General features: G+C 45.2%; 17 protein-coding genes. 13 read left to right on the top strand and 4 right to left on the bottom strand.

Features of this window, described 5'->3' with window-relative positions; translation table 11 throughout:
* The first annotated feature begins 153 nt into the window (after nt 1-153).
* Entirely contained in the window at nt 154-3,408 is a 3,255-nt protein-coding gene (locus tag AC1DSE_RS07330) for a hypothetical protein (protein ID WP_477527541.1), read from the top strand.
* Nucleotides 3,409-3,488: 80 nt separating this feature from the next.
* Here AC1DSE_RS07330 and AC1DSE_RS07325 read toward each other — a convergent pair whose 3' ends face one another.
* From AC1DSE_RS07325 to AC1DSE_RS07315, 3 genes are all read right to left on the bottom strand, one after another.
* Nucleotides 3,489-4,169, bottom strand: coding sequence for an SDR family NAD(P)-dependent oxidoreductase (locus tag AC1DSE_RS07325; RefSeq protein ID WP_339207694.1), 681 nt, complete (start codon nt 4,167-4,169; stop codon nt 3,489-3,491).
* 340 nt (nt 4,170-4,509) lie between these two features.
* Nucleotides 4,510-4,896: a cytochrome C oxidase subunit II gene (locus tag AC1DSE_RS07320; RefSeq protein ID WP_339207695.1), complete on the bottom strand. Its 387-nt coding sequence runs from the start codon at nt 4,894-4,896 to the stop codon at nt 4,510-4,512.
* 218 nt (nt 4,897-5,114) lie between these two features.
* Nucleotides 5,115-5,474, bottom strand: a complete 360-nt coding sequence (locus AC1DSE_RS07315) for a phage holin family protein (RefSeq protein WP_076267892.1) — start codon at nt 5,472-5,474, stop codon at nt 5,115-5,117.
* Between the two features lie 255 nt (nt 5,475-5,729).
* Here AC1DSE_RS07315 and AC1DSE_RS07310 point away from each other — a divergent pair, with 255 nt between their 5' ends.
* From AC1DSE_RS07310 to cysK, 5 genes are all read left to right on the top strand, one after another.
* Nucleotides 5,730-8,099 carry an endonuclease MutS2 gene (locus tag AC1DSE_RS07310; RefSeq protein WP_339207696.1) on the top strand — a complete coding sequence of 790 codons (2,370 nt, stop codon included), beginning with the start codon at nt 5,730-5,732 and terminating at the stop codon, nt 8,097-8,099.
* Between the two features lie 51 nt (nt 8,100-8,150).
* The gene (locus AC1DSE_RS07305; RefSeq protein WP_477527540.1) at nt 8,151-8,573 is read left to right on the top strand and encodes a DUF350 domain-containing protein; all 423 of its coding nucleotides are present in this window, start codon (nt 8,151-8,153) and stop codon (nt 8,571-8,573) included.
* A gap of 112 nt (nt 8,574-8,685) precedes the next feature.
* The gene (locus AC1DSE_RS07300) at nt 8,686-9,306 is read left to right on the top strand and encodes a hypothetical protein (RefSeq protein WP_144376747.1); all 621 of its coding nucleotides are present in this window, start codon (nt 8,686-8,688) and stop codon (nt 9,304-9,306) included.
* A gap of 127 nt (nt 9,307-9,433) precedes the next feature.
* Nucleotides 9,434-10,639 (top strand): MFS transporter, encoded by a 1,206-nt coding sequence (locus AC1DSE_RS07295; protein WP_339207698.1) that lies wholly within the window; start codon nt 9,434-9,436, stop codon nt 10,637-10,639.
* A gap of 19 nt (nt 10,640-10,658) precedes the next feature.
* Nucleotides 10,659-11,576, top strand: coding sequence for a cysteine synthase A (cysK, locus tag AC1DSE_RS07290; protein WP_477509351.1), 918 nt, complete (start codon nt 10,659-10,661; stop codon nt 11,574-11,576).
* 18 nt (nt 11,577-11,594) lie between these two features.
* On the opposite strand, the gene AC1DSE_RS07285 is transcribed toward cysK, so the two are convergent.
* Nucleotides 11,595-12,665 (bottom strand): CotH kinase family protein, encoded by a 1,071-nt coding sequence (locus AC1DSE_RS07285; RefSeq protein WP_477527539.1) that lies wholly within the window; start codon nt 12,663-12,665, stop codon nt 11,595-11,597.
* 422 nt (nt 12,666-13,087) lie between these two features.
* Between AC1DSE_RS07285 and AC1DSE_RS07280 the strand changes: the two genes are divergently transcribed.
* From AC1DSE_RS07280 to AC1DSE_RS07250, 7 genes are all read left to right on the top strand, one after another.
* Nucleotides 13,088-13,810 (top strand): DUF6897 domain-containing protein, encoded by a 723-nt coding sequence (locus tag AC1DSE_RS07280; protein ID WP_477509349.1) that lies wholly within the window; start codon nt 13,088-13,090, stop codon nt 13,808-13,810.
* Nucleotides 13,811-13,881: 71 nt separating this feature from the next.
* On the top strand, nt 13,882-14,556 hold the full coding sequence (locus AC1DSE_RS07275; protein ID WP_441879009.1) for a DUF2642 domain-containing protein: 675 nt from the start codon (nt 13,882-13,884) through the stop codon (nt 14,554-14,556).
* Between the two features lie 134 nt (nt 14,557-14,690).
* Nucleotides 14,691-15,818: a GerAB/ArcD/ProY family transporter gene (locus AC1DSE_RS07270; protein ID WP_477509348.1), complete on the top strand. Its 1,128-nt coding sequence runs from the start codon at nt 14,691-14,693 to the stop codon at nt 15,816-15,818.
* A complete protein-coding gene (locus tag AC1DSE_RS07265) occupies nt 15,815-17,269 on the top strand; it encodes a spore germination protein (protein ID WP_477509347.1) in 1,455 nt (484 codons plus the stop codon). The genes AC1DSE_RS07270 and AC1DSE_RS07265 overlap by 4 nt, the downstream gene beginning before the upstream one ends.
* Nucleotides 17,266-18,441 (top strand): Ger(x)C family spore germination protein, encoded by a 1,176-nt coding sequence (locus tag AC1DSE_RS07260; RefSeq protein ID WP_477509346.1) that lies wholly within the window; start codon nt 17,266-17,268, stop codon nt 18,439-18,441. The genes AC1DSE_RS07265 and AC1DSE_RS07260 overlap by 4 nt, the downstream gene beginning before the upstream one ends.
* Nucleotides 18,442-18,529: 88 nt before the next feature.
* Nucleotides 18,530-18,754: a hypothetical protein gene (locus AC1DSE_RS07255; RefSeq protein ID WP_339207707.1), complete on the top strand. Its 225-nt coding sequence runs from the start codon at nt 18,530-18,532 to the stop codon at nt 18,752-18,754.
* Between the two features lie 36 nt (nt 18,755-18,790).
* Nucleotides 18,791-19,157: spore coat protein (locus AC1DSE_RS07250; protein ID WP_477527538.1), on the top strand; the 367-nt coding region annotated here is incomplete at its 3' end.

Genomic DNA, 19,157 nt, shown 5'->3' with positions numbered 1-19,157 from the left:
TTTCATAACGGTCATGTATTTATATTTGCTAGAGAAACGAAAGCAGTTCCTCTCTGGACGGCAACGGTTGAGAACGTAAACAACGTATGCCCCTGAAGGATGATGTCAGCCGTTTAAGCTAGCTCTACTTGTATATTAGGAGGATTCGCCTTAATGGATGCTGAACAAACGGTAGTTACGGTTGATATATATGGAATTCAATATAAGTTAAAGGGCCATACCAACGTAGAATATATGAAAAGGGTTGCAGCGGCGATTGACGAGAGCATGAAGAAGCTGGCGAAGGGGTATCCGCGTCTTGATATGCCGAAGCTGGCTGTCCTCTCTGCTGTGCAAATAACAGAGGAAGTATTTCGATTGCGCCGCGACAATACAAGACTCCTGGAGGAAGAAGCGAAGCTTAATCTCCTGATCAGAGAGCTGGAGCAAATGAGCGAGCAAGCGGTCTCGCTTAAAGCTGAGCTTGCTGAGACGAAGCGTATGGCAAGCGAGCAATTGCAAAAGGCTAAAGCGGCGGCAGAAGCAGAGCTGAACGAAATGCTGGCGCTTGCCGCAGAGCAAGCTTCAGCTCAGCAAGCGGCAGCAGCCGAGGCAATGAAGGTGCAAGAGGAGACGATCATCCGTCTTACACAAGAAAATGTGGAACGGATTACAGCGCTCAGAACGAAAAAGGATGAGCAATTTGCACAGCTCCAAGCTCGGAAGGATTCAGAGCYGAATGAATTAAAGCGTGTGATGGAAACGAAAATAGAAGAGCTTAGCAGCAAGAAGGCTGCTGAGCTTGCAGAACTTGCAAATCTGAAGGAAACAGAACTTGCAGAGCTTGCAAGTCAGAAGGAATTAGAACTGGCAGAGCTTGCAAGTCTGAAGGAAACAGAACTTGCAGAACTTGCAAGTCTGAGGGAATTAGAGCTTGCAGAACTTGCAAATCAGAAGGAATTAGAGCTGGCAGAGCTTGCAAGTCAGAAGGAAGCAGAGCAAGCAGAGTTTGCCATGCTGAGAAAACAAAAGGATGCAGAACTGGCTGAATTGCGATTGTCCAAGGAAAATCAGCAGCTTGAATTGGAGCTGGAGAAGGAAGAACTGCGATTGGAGCTTGAACAAGTGAAGGCAGATGAACTGGCTTCACTTAGACAAGAAAAAGAAGCCCAATTAAATGCTTTAGCCTCGGAGCAAGAAACACTGCTTACAGCATTAAAGGCAGAGAAAGAGGCGCAGYTGACTGAGCTTGAAGGAAGCTGGCAGAGTAAATGGGATGAGCGAGAACTCAGCTGGTTAGCCCATGCAGAAACCTCGCAGCTAGAAATTGCCCGCCAGAGTGAAGAGCGTGAGCAGGCTTGGAAGGCAGAAGCCGTTAAAGCGGAACAAGCTTTTCGTGCTGATCTTGAGCGGCGTAGAAACGGCTGGCTGGAGGAGCGAGGCAAGCTGCAAACCCAAATTGCTGAGCTTCAAGAAGGCTGGAAGAAGGACAAGGAATTATTTGAAAATCGTATAAATTCAGCAGATGAGCAGCTCGTTCAGGCAATGGAGCAGGAGGAATCCTTCCGCACATCATATGCTCAGCTGGAACAGGAGCTCCGTGAAAAAGAAAACGAATGGGAGCTGCTGCAAAGCGAGCTGAATGAAACACGCAGCAAGATCGAGGAGTTGCAGGAACAGAGCAGCCAGTCCATAGCACAAATCCAAGAGCTGGAACAGAAGCTTGTTCATGAACGCAGTCATGTTTCCGCTGCGGATAAGCGGGCAACAGATTTGCAAACGCGATTGAAAGAAGCAGCGGAACGTGAGCAGCAGCAGGAACAGAAGCAGCTTGAGCTTGAAGAGGAGTTATTAAAGCTGCAGCTTGAGCTGGAAGAGCAAGAATTGATGAGTCAGAAGCAGACAGAAGAGCATAACAACCTGCTTCGGATTGAGCTTGAAAATCAGAAGGAATTGCTGGAAGAAGAGCATGAGCAGAAACTGCAAAAGCTTGAGGATGAGAAGCGTGAGCTTGCTAGGACGCTGCGCGAGGAGCATGAAGGACAGCTGCGAATAGTCGAAGCCGACAATGACGAGCTGTTTAAGCAAATGACCGCAGAAAGCAATGAACGCTATGAGCAGTTGGCAGAAGAGAAGGATGCTAGGTACAAGGAGCTCGCAGCAAGCCATGAGGAACTGAATAAGAAGCTTGCTAGACAATATGAAGAGCAGCTGCAGCAGCAAGCAGAGCAACATGAAGAGCAGCTTCTAGAGCAGGCACTGCTATATGAGGAGCAAAGTAAACAGCTTGTCCTTGAATACGAGGAGCGGAGCAAGCAAAAAGCAGCTGAGCATGAAGCAAATAATAGAACAATGGCTTCGCTTCATGAAGAACAGCTGCTAGAGCAGGCTGTGCAGTACGAGGAGCAAAATAAGCAGCTGGCTCATGATTATAATGAGCAGGCAAAGCAAAAGGCAGCCGAGTATGAAGCTAGGCAGAATGAACTCGTTCAGAAATACGAAGAGAAGCTGCTTGAGCAAGCGATTCAATTTGAAGATGCTCAGAAGCAGCTGACAAATGATTTTGAAGCCAAGTCCAAAGCAGCGGCTATCGAGCAGGCCGCTATTGCGGAGCAGCTCGTTGACCAGTATGAAGAGCGCTATAATGAGCTTGCTGCCAAGCAGGATGAGGTTCGCAAGCAGATAGTGAATGAACGTGAAGCTCGCTTGCAGCAACTGGCAGCAGAGCATGACGAGCAATTGAAGCAGCTATCTGCGGATCAAGAGGAGCTGCTGCTGCTTCAGCAGCACGATTACGAGACTGCGACCCAGAAGCTGCAAGCGCAGCTGGACAAAATTGAGCAAATTGCGGCTTCTGCGGCAAACGGAGAACAGGTCTATAAGGCTAATTTGGAGAAACTGCAAATTAGAGAACAAGAGCTAACGGAGCAGTTGGAATGGACAGCAGCTCGAGAGCGCATTGCAGCTCAGCAGCTAGAAGCGGCTTCTGCCCGTGAACGTGAGCTCAGTGAGCGATTGCAGGCACAGCAGCAATATGCGGAACAGGTGGCTGCTGAGGTGAAGCAGTATGAGCTTGAGAAGAAGTCGCGTGAATCAGCGGAAGAGGAGCTGAGAGAGCGGCTAGAGCGAGCAATGCAGGAAGCAGCTGCCGCATCCGATTTGAAGGAAGAGCTGAGCGAGCATACGTCTAAGCTTGCAACAGAAAGAGATGAAGCAGCTCGTCAGGCTGCGCGATTAGCCAGTGAGCGTGATGAGGCGGCAAGCGCACTTGAGTCACTTGTCTATGAACGCGATGAAGCAGCTCGTTCTGCAGAGAGGCTAGCTGAGGATCACGCTGATCTGCAGGAGCAGCATCATAAGCTGAAAAATGAATATTCGAAGCTGCAAACCGAATACAACGAATGGATCGAGCTCATCGAGCACAGCTGATCCAGCGATAAGAACCAAGAAACCGCAGAAACAAACAAAGGCTATTGCCGACGTTTGTTTCTGCGGTTTCTTTTTAGAGATTAACCATAAGATACGATTGTGCCAGTTGGACCGCCGGCGGACAAGCTTGCTAGACGAATCAAGTCCGGTGTAACGATTGCAGGATCTTTGCCGGTCGCGTGCATTTCTGTACGAAGCATGCCGGGATTATAGAGGTTTGCAAGAATACCATGCTCATACTCCTCATCGGCTAAGGTGCGTGTCAACGACTCTAATCCTGCCTTGGCTGCGCTATATGCTGCATAGCCGCCTGCGCCGTTCCATGACAGGCCGGAGGTAATATTAATAATTCGTCCATATTTTGCTCTGCGCATAGTTGGTAAAACAGCCTTAGTCAGCAGAAATGGTCCTGTCAGATTGATCGCAATTTGATTTTGCCATTCTTCTGAGGTTAGTTCGAGCACACTACCTGATTCAAGAACAGCAGCATTGTTCAAAATAATATCGATATGCCCAAATTGCTGGACGACTGCTGAAATGGTGTCTTGGACTTGCTGCTCATCGGAGACATCTGTTTGCAGCACTAATGCATCTTTTCCCGTCTTTGCCTTTACAATCGAAGCAGTTTCCTCAAGCTTCGCAAGTCTTCTCCCAAGCAGCACAACATCTGCGCCTTCTGCTGCAAACGAGATTGAAGCTGCACGTCCAAGCCCCGTACCAGCTCCACTAACAATGGCGACTCGATTTTGTAAAATTCCCATCACCATTTCTCCTTTCGCTTTGCATATTGTTAATATTTTATCAGAGGGGACAAGGAGGGGAAAGAGGAAGGTCATCAAATTTTCTTACTCGATTGTTAAATAAAAATGATATATGCGATAAAAGAAAAATATATGTAGTTTGGCTGCGTGAATAGAGAAAAAAATGATATGATCCCCCAAATGCTCACTGCTTAGGTAAAAAATAAATATAACGGAAGTTTATCCTGCTTTAGCCTCTCTTCTCAGAGTAAAATAGAACAGGAAACAACAAAAAAACAGCAGAGCAGATTCATTCCATCCAGCTCGGCTGTTTTTAAGTTTTATTTATTTTCAGAAACGTTTATTCTACGACTAAAACAGCTTTCATTTCTCTATGCCCTGCTCCGCATGGAACGGAACAAATCATTTGATAACTTCCTGGCTCACTAATGTTTACAGCGATCGTGTCGCCATTTGAAAGCTTGTAGTCGGTTTTTTGGATCTGAACGCCATGAATGCCGTCAACCGAATCAAGCTTGAGATTAACCGTCTCGCCGGCTTTGATTTTATATTCCTTTTTGTCAAATTTCCAGTTAGATGCTGTCATGACAAGGTCAGATGAAGAAGCTCCGCTATCTGCTACTGTTGTATTTGTTTCTTTATTTTCGGGTTTGGCTGTGTTTGTGCCGCATGCAGCAATGACAACGACTAAACACATTGCGCTTGCAAATAATAACCATTTTTTCATTCGTAAAGCGTCCCCTTTCGATTATCCAATGTAATAGGAATGTTTTGGATTGTATCTATTGTACCTTAACTAGCTTTCAATTGCAGTGACGGTGTGATGACAAACTCATGAATTTCTTGTGAAATGATTAGGGGAAACGCGAAAATTTGGCAGTACGCAGCAATCAGCCCTTGACCGCCATTAAGGCAATCAAGGGCTGGTCTCACATAAAGCCTGCATTAATCGCGATCGCGTCTGCCTGCTTCATAGGGAGTGCTGACCGGAATGAACAGGTCGATGATCCCGATAACAAGAGCAGCTAAGATGGCGCCAAGCAAGGTTACAGTTACGCCGCCTACGATAAACTGAGCAATCCAGATAACAGCTGCGCTTGCGATGAAGCCGACGATTCCTCGGCCAAAGGGTGTAACCCGCTTGCCGAATATGCCTTCAATTACCCAGCCTAGTGCAGCAATGACAAGCGCTAAGAAAAAGGCGCTCCAAAATCCGCCTACGCTAAATTGTGGAACGATAAACCCAACAAGCATTAATACCAGCGCGGCTACGATAAACCGGACGACATGTCCCAAAAAAGACATTTTATAACCCTCCTTAAGTTTAACAAATGGAAAACAAAACTGGAGCTGTTTTGGTACTTGTGTAGCTTATAGTCGCCCACGTTCGCAGTTCTTTGTTATTTCCTTCCGTACAGTATTGCTAAAGTTGCGTCGTTAGACGGCTCGTTCGTTTATATTGTGACCAATTGAGCATCATTTATGTATGAAACAACGGTTCAGTTCGTGCATCAAAGTCGTGATTCGGCTATAATAGGAAGGCGAGAGGAGTGTTAATTGTTGGACACTAAAATTTTGAAGACACTTGAATATCCTAAAATCATACATAGATTGTCTCAGCATGCAGCAACATCGCTTGGGAAAACCATTGCTGAGTCGCTGCAGCCGGTTTCGGATCTGGAATCGGTAAAGCAGATTTTGCAAATTACCGACGAGGCCTACACAGCTGATCGTCTTAAAGGCAGTGCGCCATTTGGGGGAATTGTGGACATATCAGCGCCGCTTCACCGTGCCCGTATAGGCGGTACCCTTAATCCGGCTGAGCTTCTGGATATTGCGAATACCGCACGGGGCGGTAGACGTGTAAAACGGCATATCAGCGTTTTGCATGAAGATAATCCCATTCCAATGCTGCACCATATTGCAGATCAAATAAGTGAGCATAAGTCGCTTGAGGATGCGATTTTTGATTGCATCGATGACCAAGCGGAAGTGATGGACAGTGCTAGTGCTGAACTGGCCTCTATCCGGCGCGAGCTTAGAAATGGCGAATCACGGATTCGTGAGAAAATGGATCAAATGGTCCGTTCCTCGTCCGTTCAAAAAATGCTGCAGGACGCCATCGTAACACTTCGCAACGATAGATATGTTATTCCAGTGAAACAGGAATACCGTTCTCACTTTGGCGGAATCGTGCACGATCAGTCTGGTTCTGGCGCAACGTTGTTTATCGAACCGGAAGCCATAGTTGCAATGAACAATAAGCTTCGAGAGCTAAAGGCAGGCGAGCTGCGGGAAATTGAGAAAATTTTGCAGAAGCTAACTGCTTTGGCATCCGATTATGTAGAAGATCTTATTTATAACTTGGATTTGCTTGGTCAAATCGATTTTGCTTTTGCAAAGGCTCGGCTTGCTCATCTCATGAAGGCTACACAGCCGCGGATGAATGACCGAGGTTTTCTGAAAATAAAACGTGGACGCCATCCGCTAATTGCACCTGAGCAGGTTGTTCCACTCGATGTGGAGCTTGGCAATCAATACACTTCCATCATTGTAACGGGACCGAATACAGGCGGTAAAACGGTTTCCTTGAAAACCATCGGACTGCTTAGCCTTATGGCCATGTCAGGATTGTTTGTACCTGCTGAGGATGGCAGCCAGCTTTGTGTATTTGATGCTATCTACGCCGATATTGGTGATGAGCAGAGCATTGAACAAAGCCTCAGTACGTTTTCCAGCCATCTCAAAAACATCATTCGCATTTTAGGCTCCATGACATCAAAGAGCTTAGTGCTGCTTGATGAGCTTGGTGCAGGAACAGATCCAGCTGAAGGCTCGGCGCTTGCGATTGCCATATTGGAGCATGTTCATGCTATGGAAAGCCGTATTGTAGCAACTACGCACTACAGCGAGCTGAAAGCTTATGCTTATAATCGCAAGGGAGTCATTAACGCCAGCATGGAGTTTGATGTTGCTACTTTAAGCCCTACGTACCGTCTGCTTGTTGGTGTTCCTGGCCGAAGCAATGCATTTGCTATCGCCGAGCGTTTAGGACTTGCTCGTTCGATTATTGAGCATGCAAGAGGAGAAGTAAGCGAAGAGGATCAACGGGTTGAAAATATGATCGCCTCCCTTGAAGAGAACCGGTTAGGCGCTGAAACGGAACGTCAAACGGCAGAGTCGCTCCGCCGTGAGATGGAGACGCTGCGCGCGCGCCATGAGGCAGAGAGTTTGCGCTTTGAAGAGCAGAAAGAAAAGCTGATGCAGAAGGCGCAAGATGAGGCTCGCGAGGCTGTCCTCAAAGCCAAACGCGAGGCAGAACAAATTATTGCGGATTTGCGCAAGCTTGCAATGGAGGAGGGTGCCTCCGTCAAGGAGCATAAGCTCATTGAGGCACGCCGCAAGCTTGATGAAGCGGCTCCCGAGCTTCAGAAATCGAAGCGGGGAGCTTCCAAGACAGCAACGAAGCAGGTTAAGATTGAAGCTGGCGACGAAGTAACCGTTTATAGCTTAAATCAGAAGGGCACGGTTGTGGAAATTCATGGTTCCGATGCTACAGTGCAGCTGGGCATTATGAAGATGAAGGTTGCGCTGGATGATTTGGAGCTGCGAAGCTCTGGAGCTGCCGCTAGTAAGACACAACAGCCGAAGCAAGCAGCCAGCTTGCAGCGCACCAGAGAAGAAAATATTAAGATGGAGCTCGATCTTCGCGGAGAAAATCTGGAAGAAGCAATCCTTGAGGTTGACCGTTTTCTTGATGAGGCCTTTTTATCAGGCTTAGCTCAGGTTGCTATTATTCATGGTAAAGGCACTGGTGTGCTTCGTACTGGAATACAGCAATATTTGCGTAGACACAGCCATGCGAAGAGCTTTCGACTCGGCAATTATGGCGAGGGCGGCGTTGGCGTGACGGTTGTGGAGCTTAAATAGCTCCTAGCCATTGCGCAATCGAATACGGCAGATGATGGAGGGGTCTTGTAAATGAGTAATGAAGTCGATCAGTTGCTGAGCAATCCGTATGCTGCTTCACTTGTTTATGTATCGGTTGCGGTGCTGTCTCTCATCGTTTTTTTATCGTGCTTTGAGCTCGTAACCAAATATAAATGCTGGAYGGAGATAAAAAAGGGAAACGTTGCTGTTGCTATGGCGACAAGCGGTAAAATATTCGGTATTTGTAATATTTTCAGGTTTTCCATCGAGTCCAACGATTCGGTGTATCAAAGCCTTATTTGGGGTGCGTTCGGTTTCGTCATACTTATGGCAGCATATTTTTTATTCGAATTTCTAACGCCTGTTTTTYGAATCGATGACGAAATCGCTCGTGATAACCGTGCGGTAGGGCTTATTGCAATGATCATTTCTGTATCTTTATCTTACGTGATTGGTGCAACTGTCATTATATAAACGGGGTGAAACCATATGAAATATTTATGGAGAATACTAGCGGTTGTCGCTGTTTTGTTTTTTGTTTTCGGTATCGTATATTTAATGAATCATTAGAGGGGAAGTTATGAGCATGGATGAGCATTTGATATGTCCTTGGTGTTTAACGGAAATTGTATGGGATGAAGAAATTGGGCCGGAATCRCATTGTCCGCATTGCGACAATGAATTAAGCGCATATCGTACGATAGAGCTTGGTTATGATGAGGATGAAGTGGAAGCTGATGAGCATGAAAAAGCTGTTCAGGCGCTAAAAATCAATGATGCTCGCAGAGCAGCAAAGCAAAATGGCGAGGAACCTGAAGACGATTGGTCAGACGATGAACTGGAGGAAGAAGCGGAAGAAGACGATTCCGATGATCCGAACCATAAACGTTGGCTAGCTCAGGGTGATGGTTTCCGCAATGCTGACAGTGCACGATTTGCTGTGGAAGAAACGGTTCAGCGTGTGCTTGATGATCAGGATGAAGTACCTGAATGCCCGGCATGTCGGGCGTATATGATCGAAGCAGGCGTACAGACAATTGATGGGCAGCAATTCGAGTCTAGAATCGCTCCATCTTTAGGAAAAGCGGTGCTCGAAACTCCTTTTCAATTGACCTTGTACGTTTGTCCCGTTTGCTATCAAACCTCGTCCTTGCTGAGTTCAGGCGACCGCGAGCAAATGATCAATCGTCTAACACCGGAAGAATAACAAACAACTGGCAATAATGGACGGGCATGGGCTGCATCCAAAAAGGGAATCTTACAAAACGTAATTCTGATACGTAAAGGGCTAGACATGTGAATGCATGAACTGGCCTGCGGCAGGAGGAATCGTTTTGGCAAAAACCTTAAATGGACAAGCAGCCCTTTTACTTATTGTGCAGGCGCTTTACGGTATTGCGAACGCGCTGTCTGGGACGTTTGTTCCCGTATACTTATGGAAAGCAAGCCAATCTTATATGTTGATCGGTTGGTTCACTATGGGTCAATATGTAATGAGTGGTTTAACCTTTTGGGTTGTTGGGAAATGGGTAAAAGAGCATAACAAAATGAATAGTTTGCGCATAGGCATTATTTTGTCAGGCGTGTTTTATTGTTCAGTACTGCTGCTGGGTACACAAGCGAAAGTATATTATTTGCCGCTTGGCCTTTTAAATGGGATGGCACTCGGTTTTTTTTGGGTCGCATTTAATGTAGTTTATTTCGAAGTGACAGATCCAGATAATCGGGATCGTTTCAATGGCTGGTCGGGGCTGCTTGGTTCTGCGGCAGGTATCGTGGCGCCGTGGGTATCAGGCTTGCTTATCACGTCGATGCAAGGAGAAAAGGGATATAGGCTTATTTTCACCCTTTCATTAATCATATTTTCTATAAGTGTAGTGCTCAGCTTTTGGCTTAAAAAACGCCATGGTCAAGGCCGCTATAATTGGAAGCATGGCTTCCAGCAGCTGATGCAAAAAGGAAATCCGTGGCGTCGCATGTTTCCAGCTATTGCAGCGCAGGGCGTGCGAGAAGGCGTATTTATGTTTCTTGTTGGCCTTACGGTATACGTAGCTACGCAAAACGAAAGCAAGCTAGGAACGTATTCACTCATTACATCCTTAGTTGCTTTAATCAGCTTCTGGATTGTTGGCAAAAAGCTCAAAAAAAACAATCGCAAATGGGCGATGCTCATAGGCGTTATCATGATTGGAATCGTTATATTGCCGCTGTTCTGGAAGGTCTCTTATGCTACATTGCTTATGTTCGGAATCGGAACATCACTGTTTATGCCGCTTTATATTATACCTATGACCTCAAGAGTATTTGACCTCATTGGCCAGTCCGAGGAAAGTGCGCGGGAACGAGAGGAATTTATCGTCCTTCGTGAAGCGGGATTAGTTTTTGGCAGGATTATCGGCTTATCGTCATATTTAATCGTTTTGCCGCTGAATCATTCTGCTGTCGCCATTACTTGGCTCTTGTTTGCGGTTGGCATCGTGCCGATTGCTGGTTGGTGGTTCATGAAGCCGTTTCTTACAGAGCAGCAAGCACAAACCTAAATAGAAAGGAAGTGAAGGAATGCCGAAAGTAGTTGCAGACATTACGCAATTAATTGGGAATACGCCTGTCGTAAGGCTAAACCGTCTTCCAGAGGAAGGCAGCGCCGAAGTATGCGTTAAGCTGGAACGCTTCAACCCAAGCGGCAGCGTAAAGGATCGCGCAGCCTTCTCTCTTATTAATGATGCCGAGAAGCGCGGTTTGATTAAGCCTGGTGATACCATTATTGAACCAACTAGCGGCAATACAGGCATAGGCCTAGCCATGAACGCAGCAGCTAGAGGTTACAACATAATATTAGTTATGCCGGACAACATGACTGCTGAGCGGATTAAACTGCTGCAAGCATACGGAGCGGAAGTTGTGCTTACGCCTGCTGCTGAACGCATGCCGGGAGCAATTCGAAAAGCGGAGGAGCTTCGGGCTGAGCGCCCGGGCAGCTACATACCGAATCAATTCGAGAATCATGCGAATCCGCGGATTCACCGAATGACGACTGCGATAGAAATTATCGAGCAAACAGATGGCAAGCTAGACGCTTTCGTTGCTACCGCAGGTACAGGCGGCACGATCACAGGAACAGGTGAAGCGCTAAAGGAAGTGCTCCCTCATTTGTATGTAGCGGTAGTAGAGCCGCAAGGGTCACCGGTGTTGTCAGGAGGAAAGCCAGGTCCGCATAAGCTTGTCGGTACTAGTCCTGGTTTCGTGCCCGCTATTCTTAATACATCGATTTATGATGAAATCATTCAAGTTTCAGATGAGCATGCTCTAACGACAATGAGAGCGTTAGCGACGCAAGAGGGTTTGCTGCTAGGACCTTCCTCAGGCGCTTCGGTATGGGCAGCGATGCAAATTGCAAAACGTCTTGGTGCTGGGAAGCGAGTGCTGTGCATTGCTCCAGATACTGGAGAGCGGTATATGAGCATGGATATTTTTTGATCAGCATACGGGAGTGGTTTATAACCATTCCCGTAATGATTGCTGCAATATATTGCGTCTTTCATCAATATAGTTATGAATAAAGGCTGGTTCTGCTAAAAAGGTGTCATAGCTCGCCTTTCGCGTATAATCGCTGCGAATAGCCGGAGATAACTGTGCATGCATCTGCGAAATGACGGGTTCCAGCTTCTCCACAGTAAATGCGGATAACAGCAGTTTCTTTATGATCGCTCTATATTTTCGTCTGCACGATGGGAATGTAAATAGCTTCTCTGTCAGCGTATTGTAGCCCTGAAGACGGACGAGATCGCTGCCGCAAGGCTTTCCGTAACAGTTTCTTCCCCAGGTTCCCTCGTAATCCCATGGAATGATTCGATATTTCCCACTTTTGCTATGCTCATAAAGCGCATAGTTTTGATCAAATCCATCGTAATTTCCAGTCAATACAGCTCCGGCAAGCCATAATAAATATTGTGATACATCAAGGCGTTTGGCATTATGCTCATTCAGTTTACTGCCAGACAAACGATTGATATTTCGAACGAACGATACGAGCCTCTTTTTTGTCCCCGTCTTTCCCAGCTTCAATTCATAACCATCAAATAACGAAGCTTTCGTACCTTTAGAGACAGGGTCCGTTAAGCTGAAGTCGGCACTGTCATTGACGGCATAGAGAAGAGAACGGCAGCCAATGCCCCTTTTTTCGAAAAAAAGTTGATCTACCGCTTCGATTTCCAAATAAACGCCTCGAGGCACGTCATTTATTATGAGCCAGAAGTGGTTGGTTTGAGGGGATGGCACACCAATTTTATTGAAAAAGTAAAAGGAAAGTGCGTTCCGCATCATGGATGGATCGTCATATTCCGCATTCCAATGAAATGTTTTGCCATTTTCAAGCCGAACTTCATAAGATTTTTTGGAATAATTACGTGTATGTCCTCCCCGCAAGCCAAACTCTGCAGTATAGGTTTGTCCCTCCATCTCGAGCTGTGCCGGTTTGAAGGAACGCCCCCAAGCATCGCTTTGTATCTCTTGGAAATCAGAAGCATTCATGCGTATGGAACGTGTCGGCAAGACTTCAGCAACCATCTAACCATCTCCCGAAGCAAAAGATAAAGCCTACCGTTACACGATAGGCGTTTTGATCTTAATACTCTATTCAGCTAATGCCCAGATGGTCACGATTATTTGGTCATGAATGTTTTCAATCCTAATGATCACAATGGAAAGCTTCCATATCTGAACCAGTAGAGTTCAAAATCTATAATTATACTACTCTATTATTTATAGGGGAATTGCTCAATCTCTCATAAATAGATAGCAATCTAGTACCACTTCCATACGGTATACATATTAATATATTACATTTCGTAACTCATGATAGATGGAGTGAATGGGAAAAGGAGGATGCAAAGCAACAGAGTAATGAATGGGAAGTGAATAGGTCGTAAGGGCGTATTTGAAGACAGTCTTAGAACAACAAACTATGAAATTATCGGAGGGATTTTTTTATGAGTCTATGGTATAACAATGGTTATTCAGCTGGTCAATCTGTTGCTAGTTATAACAATAGCCACAAAAGCAACAAGAGTGGAAACAAGGATCATAACTTTCTTCAAAGCTTGGTAGGAAAAAACGTAAAAGTTAATCGCGGCGGACCGGACTCACTTCAAGGCAAGCTCCACTCTGTAAAAAGCGACTATCTTGTTTTAAACACAAATGAAGGTGTCGTTTATATCGCAGACAGCCATGTTAAGAGTGTTACTGAGGGAGGTGCCAGCAATTCAAGCGGAGGCAACAAAAGTGGATCTGGCAACAGAAGCGGAAGTCGCAGCACAGAAGTTATTCGTGCAAACAATTTCAATGGTGTTATTCGTGCAATGAATCAAACCTTTGTACAGCTTAATTCCGGCGGACCTGAGAAAGTTGAAGGTTTCATTGCTCAAGCAGGCAGCAACTCAATCCTGCTCGTTTCCGGTAAAGAAGCTATGCAAATYCAGAACTTCCACATCAAATCAATTAAAGCAGCGGGAAGCAACAAATCTGGCGGAAACAACAATAACAAAAACAACAATAACAGCAAAAACGAAAACAAAAGCAACAGCAAAAACGAAAACAAAAGCGACAGCAAAAACAACAATAAAAACAAAACACAAGGCAATCGCAGCGGTGGAAAAAGCAATGCAAATGCGGCTGCCGTAAAAACAACTCGCAGTTCAGTAAAAAAATCATAATGGCCTGTCGGGCAAAAGGTAGAGCTTTTGCCCGATTACGCGATCTATCCGGATGAAAGGAGGTTAATTGCATGAAAAACCGTCATCCGCTGTTGGATAAGCAGGTCGAATTGGAGATTTCAGGGAAAGTAGCGCCTATACGAGGTAAATTGATCGAGTTTGGTCAGGATATATTAGTGCTGCATAATGGAACACAATTTTTGTATATCCCGCTTATTCATCTGCAGCAGCTTCGTCTTTCAACTCGTAAAGAAGAAGCAGAAGAAATATATGAAGTACCGGAAATGCCTTTCGAGCCTTATAATGAGCCCGTCTCGTACCGAAAAATATTAATGAATGCGAAAGGTATGTTCTCTGAGATTTATATTACAGGTAATCAGTCTATTCATGGTTATTTGACCACCGTTATGAATGATTTTTTCGTCTTCTATTCTCCCGTTTATCATACGGTGATCATCTCTCTCCACCATATGAAATATTTAATTCCGTACAGTCCTAACGTAACACCATACACGTTAACACCGGAACAATTCCCTCTAAAGCCATCCCCGCTAACCCTTGCAAGAACTTTTGATCAACAGCTTCGTAAATTAATCGGCGAATTCGTCGTGCTTGATCTCGGCGAGAATTCAAATAAAATCGGCGTTCTGAAAAATGTCGATCAAAGCATGATTGAGCTTGCGACTGTAAGTGGAAACCCCGTTTTTTTACATTTTGATCATGTGAAGACGGTTCATATTCCGTAGGAAAGAAGACTATGCTCTTAGCCAGTAGACGGCTTAAGCATAGTTTTTTTTGTTCTCTTTAAATAAAAGATTGACAGGATGCATTTAGATACATAGATCTGGAAACATTATCTTTGGAAGGAAGTGACAAGATTATGAAAGTGAAACCATTTGGGATTTTACCCTCTATGTTAATGATGGTTTTGTCTGTTGGACTTGTAAATCATGTTCTGGTTGTACCGCTGCTGCTTGATGCTGCTAAGCGCGATGCATGGATTTCTGTTATTTTTGGCCTTGTAATCGTCCTTCCTTGGGTTTTGTTTCCTTTTTATGGAATATTAAAGCGAATGGATGGAACTCCGTTTGATCAATGGCTCATACAGCTTATGCCGCGGTTTTTGGCTTGGATAATTATTAGTATTTTTCTGCTGGTACAGCTGAGTATTGCTTTTGAATCACTTATTATTACAGCTTCGTGGACTGCGACAACCTATTTGCCCAATACGCCCTCCATGGTGGTTTGTACTGTTTTTTTAGGTCTTTGTATGTTTGCATCAGTCTCAGGGCTGCGGACCATTGCTTATGTTAGCTGTATATTATTGCCGATCGTTGTACTGTTAGGCGATTTTGTCATGTCTGCGAACATGCCTCACAAGGATTATCACTATTTGCTGCCTATGCTCGAGAATGGGATGAGCCCGGTCATGAAAGGCATTTATTATGTGTTGACTTCGTCTTGCGAGTTTTTTGGGTTCATGTTCATCCAGCATCATATCCATGGAAAATTTAAAAGATGGCATTTCATCGTGCTTGTTTTGTTCTTATCGCTGCTGACACTTGGTCCGGTAATGGGCGCGATTGTAGAATTCGGCCCTGTTGAAGCTGATAAAATGCGGTACCCTGCTTTTTCGCAATGGAGACTGGTCTCCATCGGGAAATATTTTGAGCATGTTGATTTTTTTGCAATTTTTCAGTGGATGTCAGGCGCACTTATTCGTCTATCGATATCCATTCACATTTTGTCAGAATTTTGGCCGCTGCGCCGTTTAAAACAGAAGTGGATATCACCTACTGTGCTCGGCGTGATCATTTTGGTCATCTCGGGCGCTGGCATCAAAAATATGCTTCAGGTAAGGACGGCATTACATGCTGCATTTCAGTACACCGGCATTGTCGTCATGCTCTTAACGATCGTAATTTGGATCGTGTCTATGTTTAGAAAAAAACAGGGTGATAAAAAAAGAACAGCCATTATCGGCTCGGAGGAGGCAGAGCAGTTATGATTCATGACGAGCATAATAGTGAGATCGATCAAAACGATATTTCGTTGGATCAGTTAAAACACATATTGAAGGATTGTCATGATGTTATTGAATATAATCTGACACTCGACGTTGACGGTCCAATGGAAGTGACATTGATTTATTGCGATGGATTAATCGACAACCAACAATTGCAGCTAGGCTTATTGCCGTTATTGGAGAAATGGGCGGAGCAATTCAGAACGGTGCCAGACGCAGATACAGGTGAAAAACATAAGCCCAGCATGTTATTTAGTAAAATTCAGTCTGGGGATCTTGACAGCAACGTATTTGCCCGCCTATTTGCAGGCAGTGTCATATTGTCCTTTGCTAAATTCGAAGGATTGTTTGAATTTGACATCGCTAATCAGCCTGGAAGGACACCAGAGGAGTCGGTGCTTGAAGTATCGATTCGAGGACCGCGCGACGGGTTCGTCGAACAGCTTTCAACGAATGTTGCATTAGTCCGCATGAGGCTAAAAACACCAGATATGCATGTAGAGTATCGAAAAATCGGCTCCGAGTCCTTAACGGAGGTCGCTTTGCTTCATATGGAGGGCAAGGCCGATCCCAAGCTTGTTAAAGAAGCTAGAAGGAGACTGGACAATATCGATATTCCGGCTCTAGTAGGAGGAAGTCAACTGGAGGAGCTTTTATCCGACCGCCGCTTATCTTTATTTCCACTCGTTGAATTTGTAGGACGGCCTGATTATGTCGTTCAATCCTTGCTGCAAGGCAAGGTAGCAATATTGCTCCATGGGTCGCCATCTGCACTTATTGCTCCAGGAAACTTATTGCTGCTCATCAAATCACCAGAGGACGCACATTTACCCTTTTATTATGTTTCATTAGAACGTTTGTTAAGGCTCGTAGGACTCGTATTAGCTATTTGTTTGCCAGGTTTTTGGATAGCGCTGTCAGCATTCAACACGGATCAGATTCCATTTACGCTGCTAGCAACCGTTACGATGTCGCGAATCGGATTGCCGCTGTCGGCAACGATGGAAATGTTTCTGATGCTGACCATGTTCGAGCTGTTCAGGGAAGCCGGTGTAAGACTTCCAAGGGCAGTAGGCCAAACCGTTTCTGTTGTAGGCGGATTGATCGTTGGAGATGCAGCCATCCGTGCGGGCATGACATCGCCAACGATGCTCGTAATGGCCGCGGTAACGGCGGTATCAACCTTTACTCTCGTGAATCAGTCATTAAGCGGCTCCGTAAGCATCATCCGTTACCTTGTCCTTATCTGCTCATCTGTGCTGGGCATTTTCGGTTTTTTTGTCGGCTCCTTTGCGGTACTTATCTATTTGTGCACGTTAGAATCATTTGGACGCTCTTACTTATACCCGGTTGCACCTATGCGCTTAAAAGAGCTGCTGCCAGCGCTTATACAAATGCCATGGAAGCTTAAGAGTACGAGGAGGAATAAATGATGCTCTTTGCATGGATTACAAAGCAGGGAACACAGCTTAGAAAGTGTGCGGCACTGGCAGGCATCGTGTTTATGTCGTTGCTGCTGCAAGGCTGCTGGGATGAAGTTAACTTGGCGGATGTGAGCTATATATCCGCATTTGGCATCGACTATAAGGACGGACAATACGATATTTATGCCCAAACGATTAAATTTGGCCTAATTGCAAAAACAGAATCGCTTCAGCCTGATCCAAATCCGGTTTGGATCGGAAAAGGGTCGGGAGATACCGTATTGCTAGCTCTAAATGACTTGGCTCGCTCTGGCCAAACGATTTTGAGCTTGGAGCATTTAAAAACCGTGATCGTACAGGAGAGAGCGATGAGCAAAATCGCTGACATCATGGACGGGGTGAATCGTCAGCGGGCATCGCGGTATACGTCGCTGCTTTTCGGAACCAAAGCTCCGATTGAAAAAATTTTTACTAGCGATACTTTTTTTGATCAATCACCGCTTAACAGCATTATGTATATGCCGGGCCCTCTCGACAGCCAGAGAAGCTTCATTCGTCCTTATTCCTTGCAGCTGGCGGTACAGACGCTGAATGAACCCTCCATGGTCACTACTCTCCCTGCTTTGAATGCAAATGAAGAATACTGGAAAAGAAAGAAACAACCGCTGCAAATCCAGTTAATAGAAGGGATATTTATATTTAAAGATCTTAAATATCTCGGTTATCTTACGGAGCCTGAAGCCACAGGGCTAAGATGGGCAGATCCTGAATTCAAGCATTTTCTGCTCAAAGCGCAAGGGGAAAAAGGGAAAGCAGCAATCGCTGTCGTTTCATCCAGAGGGAGTGTGGATGTGAGTTTTAAAGGTGACAAGCCCATTTTCACATTAAAGATGCGAGTAGACGGGAATGTCGCAGAAATGGATGGCGTTATACAGGAACATGAAATTGTTTCGTCAGTTAAAGCGCGGATTAAGCAGGAGATGGAGGATACGTTCCGCAAGGGGCTCGAGAAGAAAGTTAGTTTCTTTCAACTGGAGCATCATCTGTACCGTTACCATCAAGCTTATTGGCAGCAAGCATGCAAAAGTAAGGAGTGGCTGCCAAAGCCCGATCAGTTAATTATAGAGGTGGATTTCCAATTAATTCACACCGGCAATTTCGATTTAAATATTGACACATAAATAAAGGAAATTTAGCTCATAATACGTTTGGCACGAAATAAATGGATCAAATCGTAATTTTGGACCAAGTTTAGAGGAGGATGATTAAATGATGCAGCCAATGACGGCAAAAGAGCTGGAGTACATTGCAGACTCTATGTCCAACGAGGATTTATTAATTAAGCAATGTGCAACGCTTGTTGCTACCGGTACTACACCAGCGCTTAGAAATTTATGCTCACAAATGATTCAAACCCATCAGCAGCACTATGATTCTTTGCTGCATGCGATTTCGCACCATCAGCAAATGGCTCCAACACAGCCTCAACAATAAGAAGGATTTTAAAAGAAGATTAGGAGGTCAATCATAATGCAGCAACAACAAAAGCAATCGATATTGACTGAGGAAGATTTGGCAGGCACGATCCTTAGCGATTTGAAAAGAGTTGTTCGTGAATATGCAACAGCAGCAACAGAGTCTATTTGTCCTGATATTCGCCAGCTGTTTACGAAATTGACAGACAGCACGTTGGCACTGCAAGGCCAGCTGTTTACGGCGATGCAGCAAGCGAATATGTACAATACATCCTCGCCTGCGCTGCGTCAGGAGCTGGACAAGCAGGCTAAGCAATATCAGCAAACCAAACAAAAAACGAGCCAGTTTTTACAGCAAAACCTTGGGCAACAGCAAAACCAAACAATGTATACGCCGCAAATGCAGCAGTCCGGCCAATATC

Source organism: Paenibacillus sp. 01L418 (assembly GCF_056400045.1).
This window is presented reverse-complemented; position numbering and strand designations above follow the sequence as displayed.

What these genes read in the sequence shown, in the direction of transcription:
- AC1DSE_RS07260 (WP_477509346.1), top strand. Translation starts at nt 17,266, where the DNA reads ATGATGCTCTTTGCATGGATTACAAAGCAGGGAACACAGCTTAGAAAG.
- AC1DSE_RS07285 (WP_477527539.1), bottom strand. Translation starts at nt 12,665, where the DNA reads ATGGTTGCTGAAGTCTTGCCGACACGTTCCATACGCATGAATGCTTCT.
- AC1DSE_RS07325 (WP_339207694.1), bottom strand. Translation starts at nt 4,169, where the DNA reads ATGGGAATTTTACAAAATCGAGTCGCCATTGTTAGTGGAGCTGGTACG.
- AC1DSE_RS07315 (WP_076267892.1), bottom strand. Translation starts at nt 5,474, where the DNA reads ATGTCTTTTTTGGGACATGTCGTCCGGTTTATCGTAGCCGCGCTGGTA.
- cysK (WP_477509351.1), top strand. Translation starts at nt 10,659, where the DNA reads ATGCCGAAAGTAGTTGCAGACATTACGCAATTAATTGGGAATACGCCT.
- AC1DSE_RS07270 (WP_477509348.1), top strand. Translation starts at nt 14,691, where the DNA reads ATGAAAGTGAAACCATTTGGGATTTTACCCTCTATGTTAATGATGGTT.
- AC1DSE_RS07275 (WP_441879009.1), top strand. Translation starts at nt 13,882, where the DNA reads ATGAAAAACCGTCATCCGCTGTTGGATAAGCAGGTCGAATTGGAGATT.
- AC1DSE_RS07265 (WP_477509347.1), top strand. Translation starts at nt 15,815, where the DNA reads ATGATTCATGACGAGCATAATAGTGAGATCGATCAAAACGATATTTCG.
- AC1DSE_RS07255 (WP_339207707.1), top strand. Translation starts at nt 18,530, where the DNA reads ATGATGCAGCCAATGACGGCAAAAGAGCTGGAGTACATTGCAGACTCT.
- AC1DSE_RS07320 (WP_339207695.1), bottom strand. Translation starts at nt 4,896, where the DNA reads ATGAAAAAATGGTTATTATTTGCAAGCGCAATGTGTTTAGTCGTTGTC.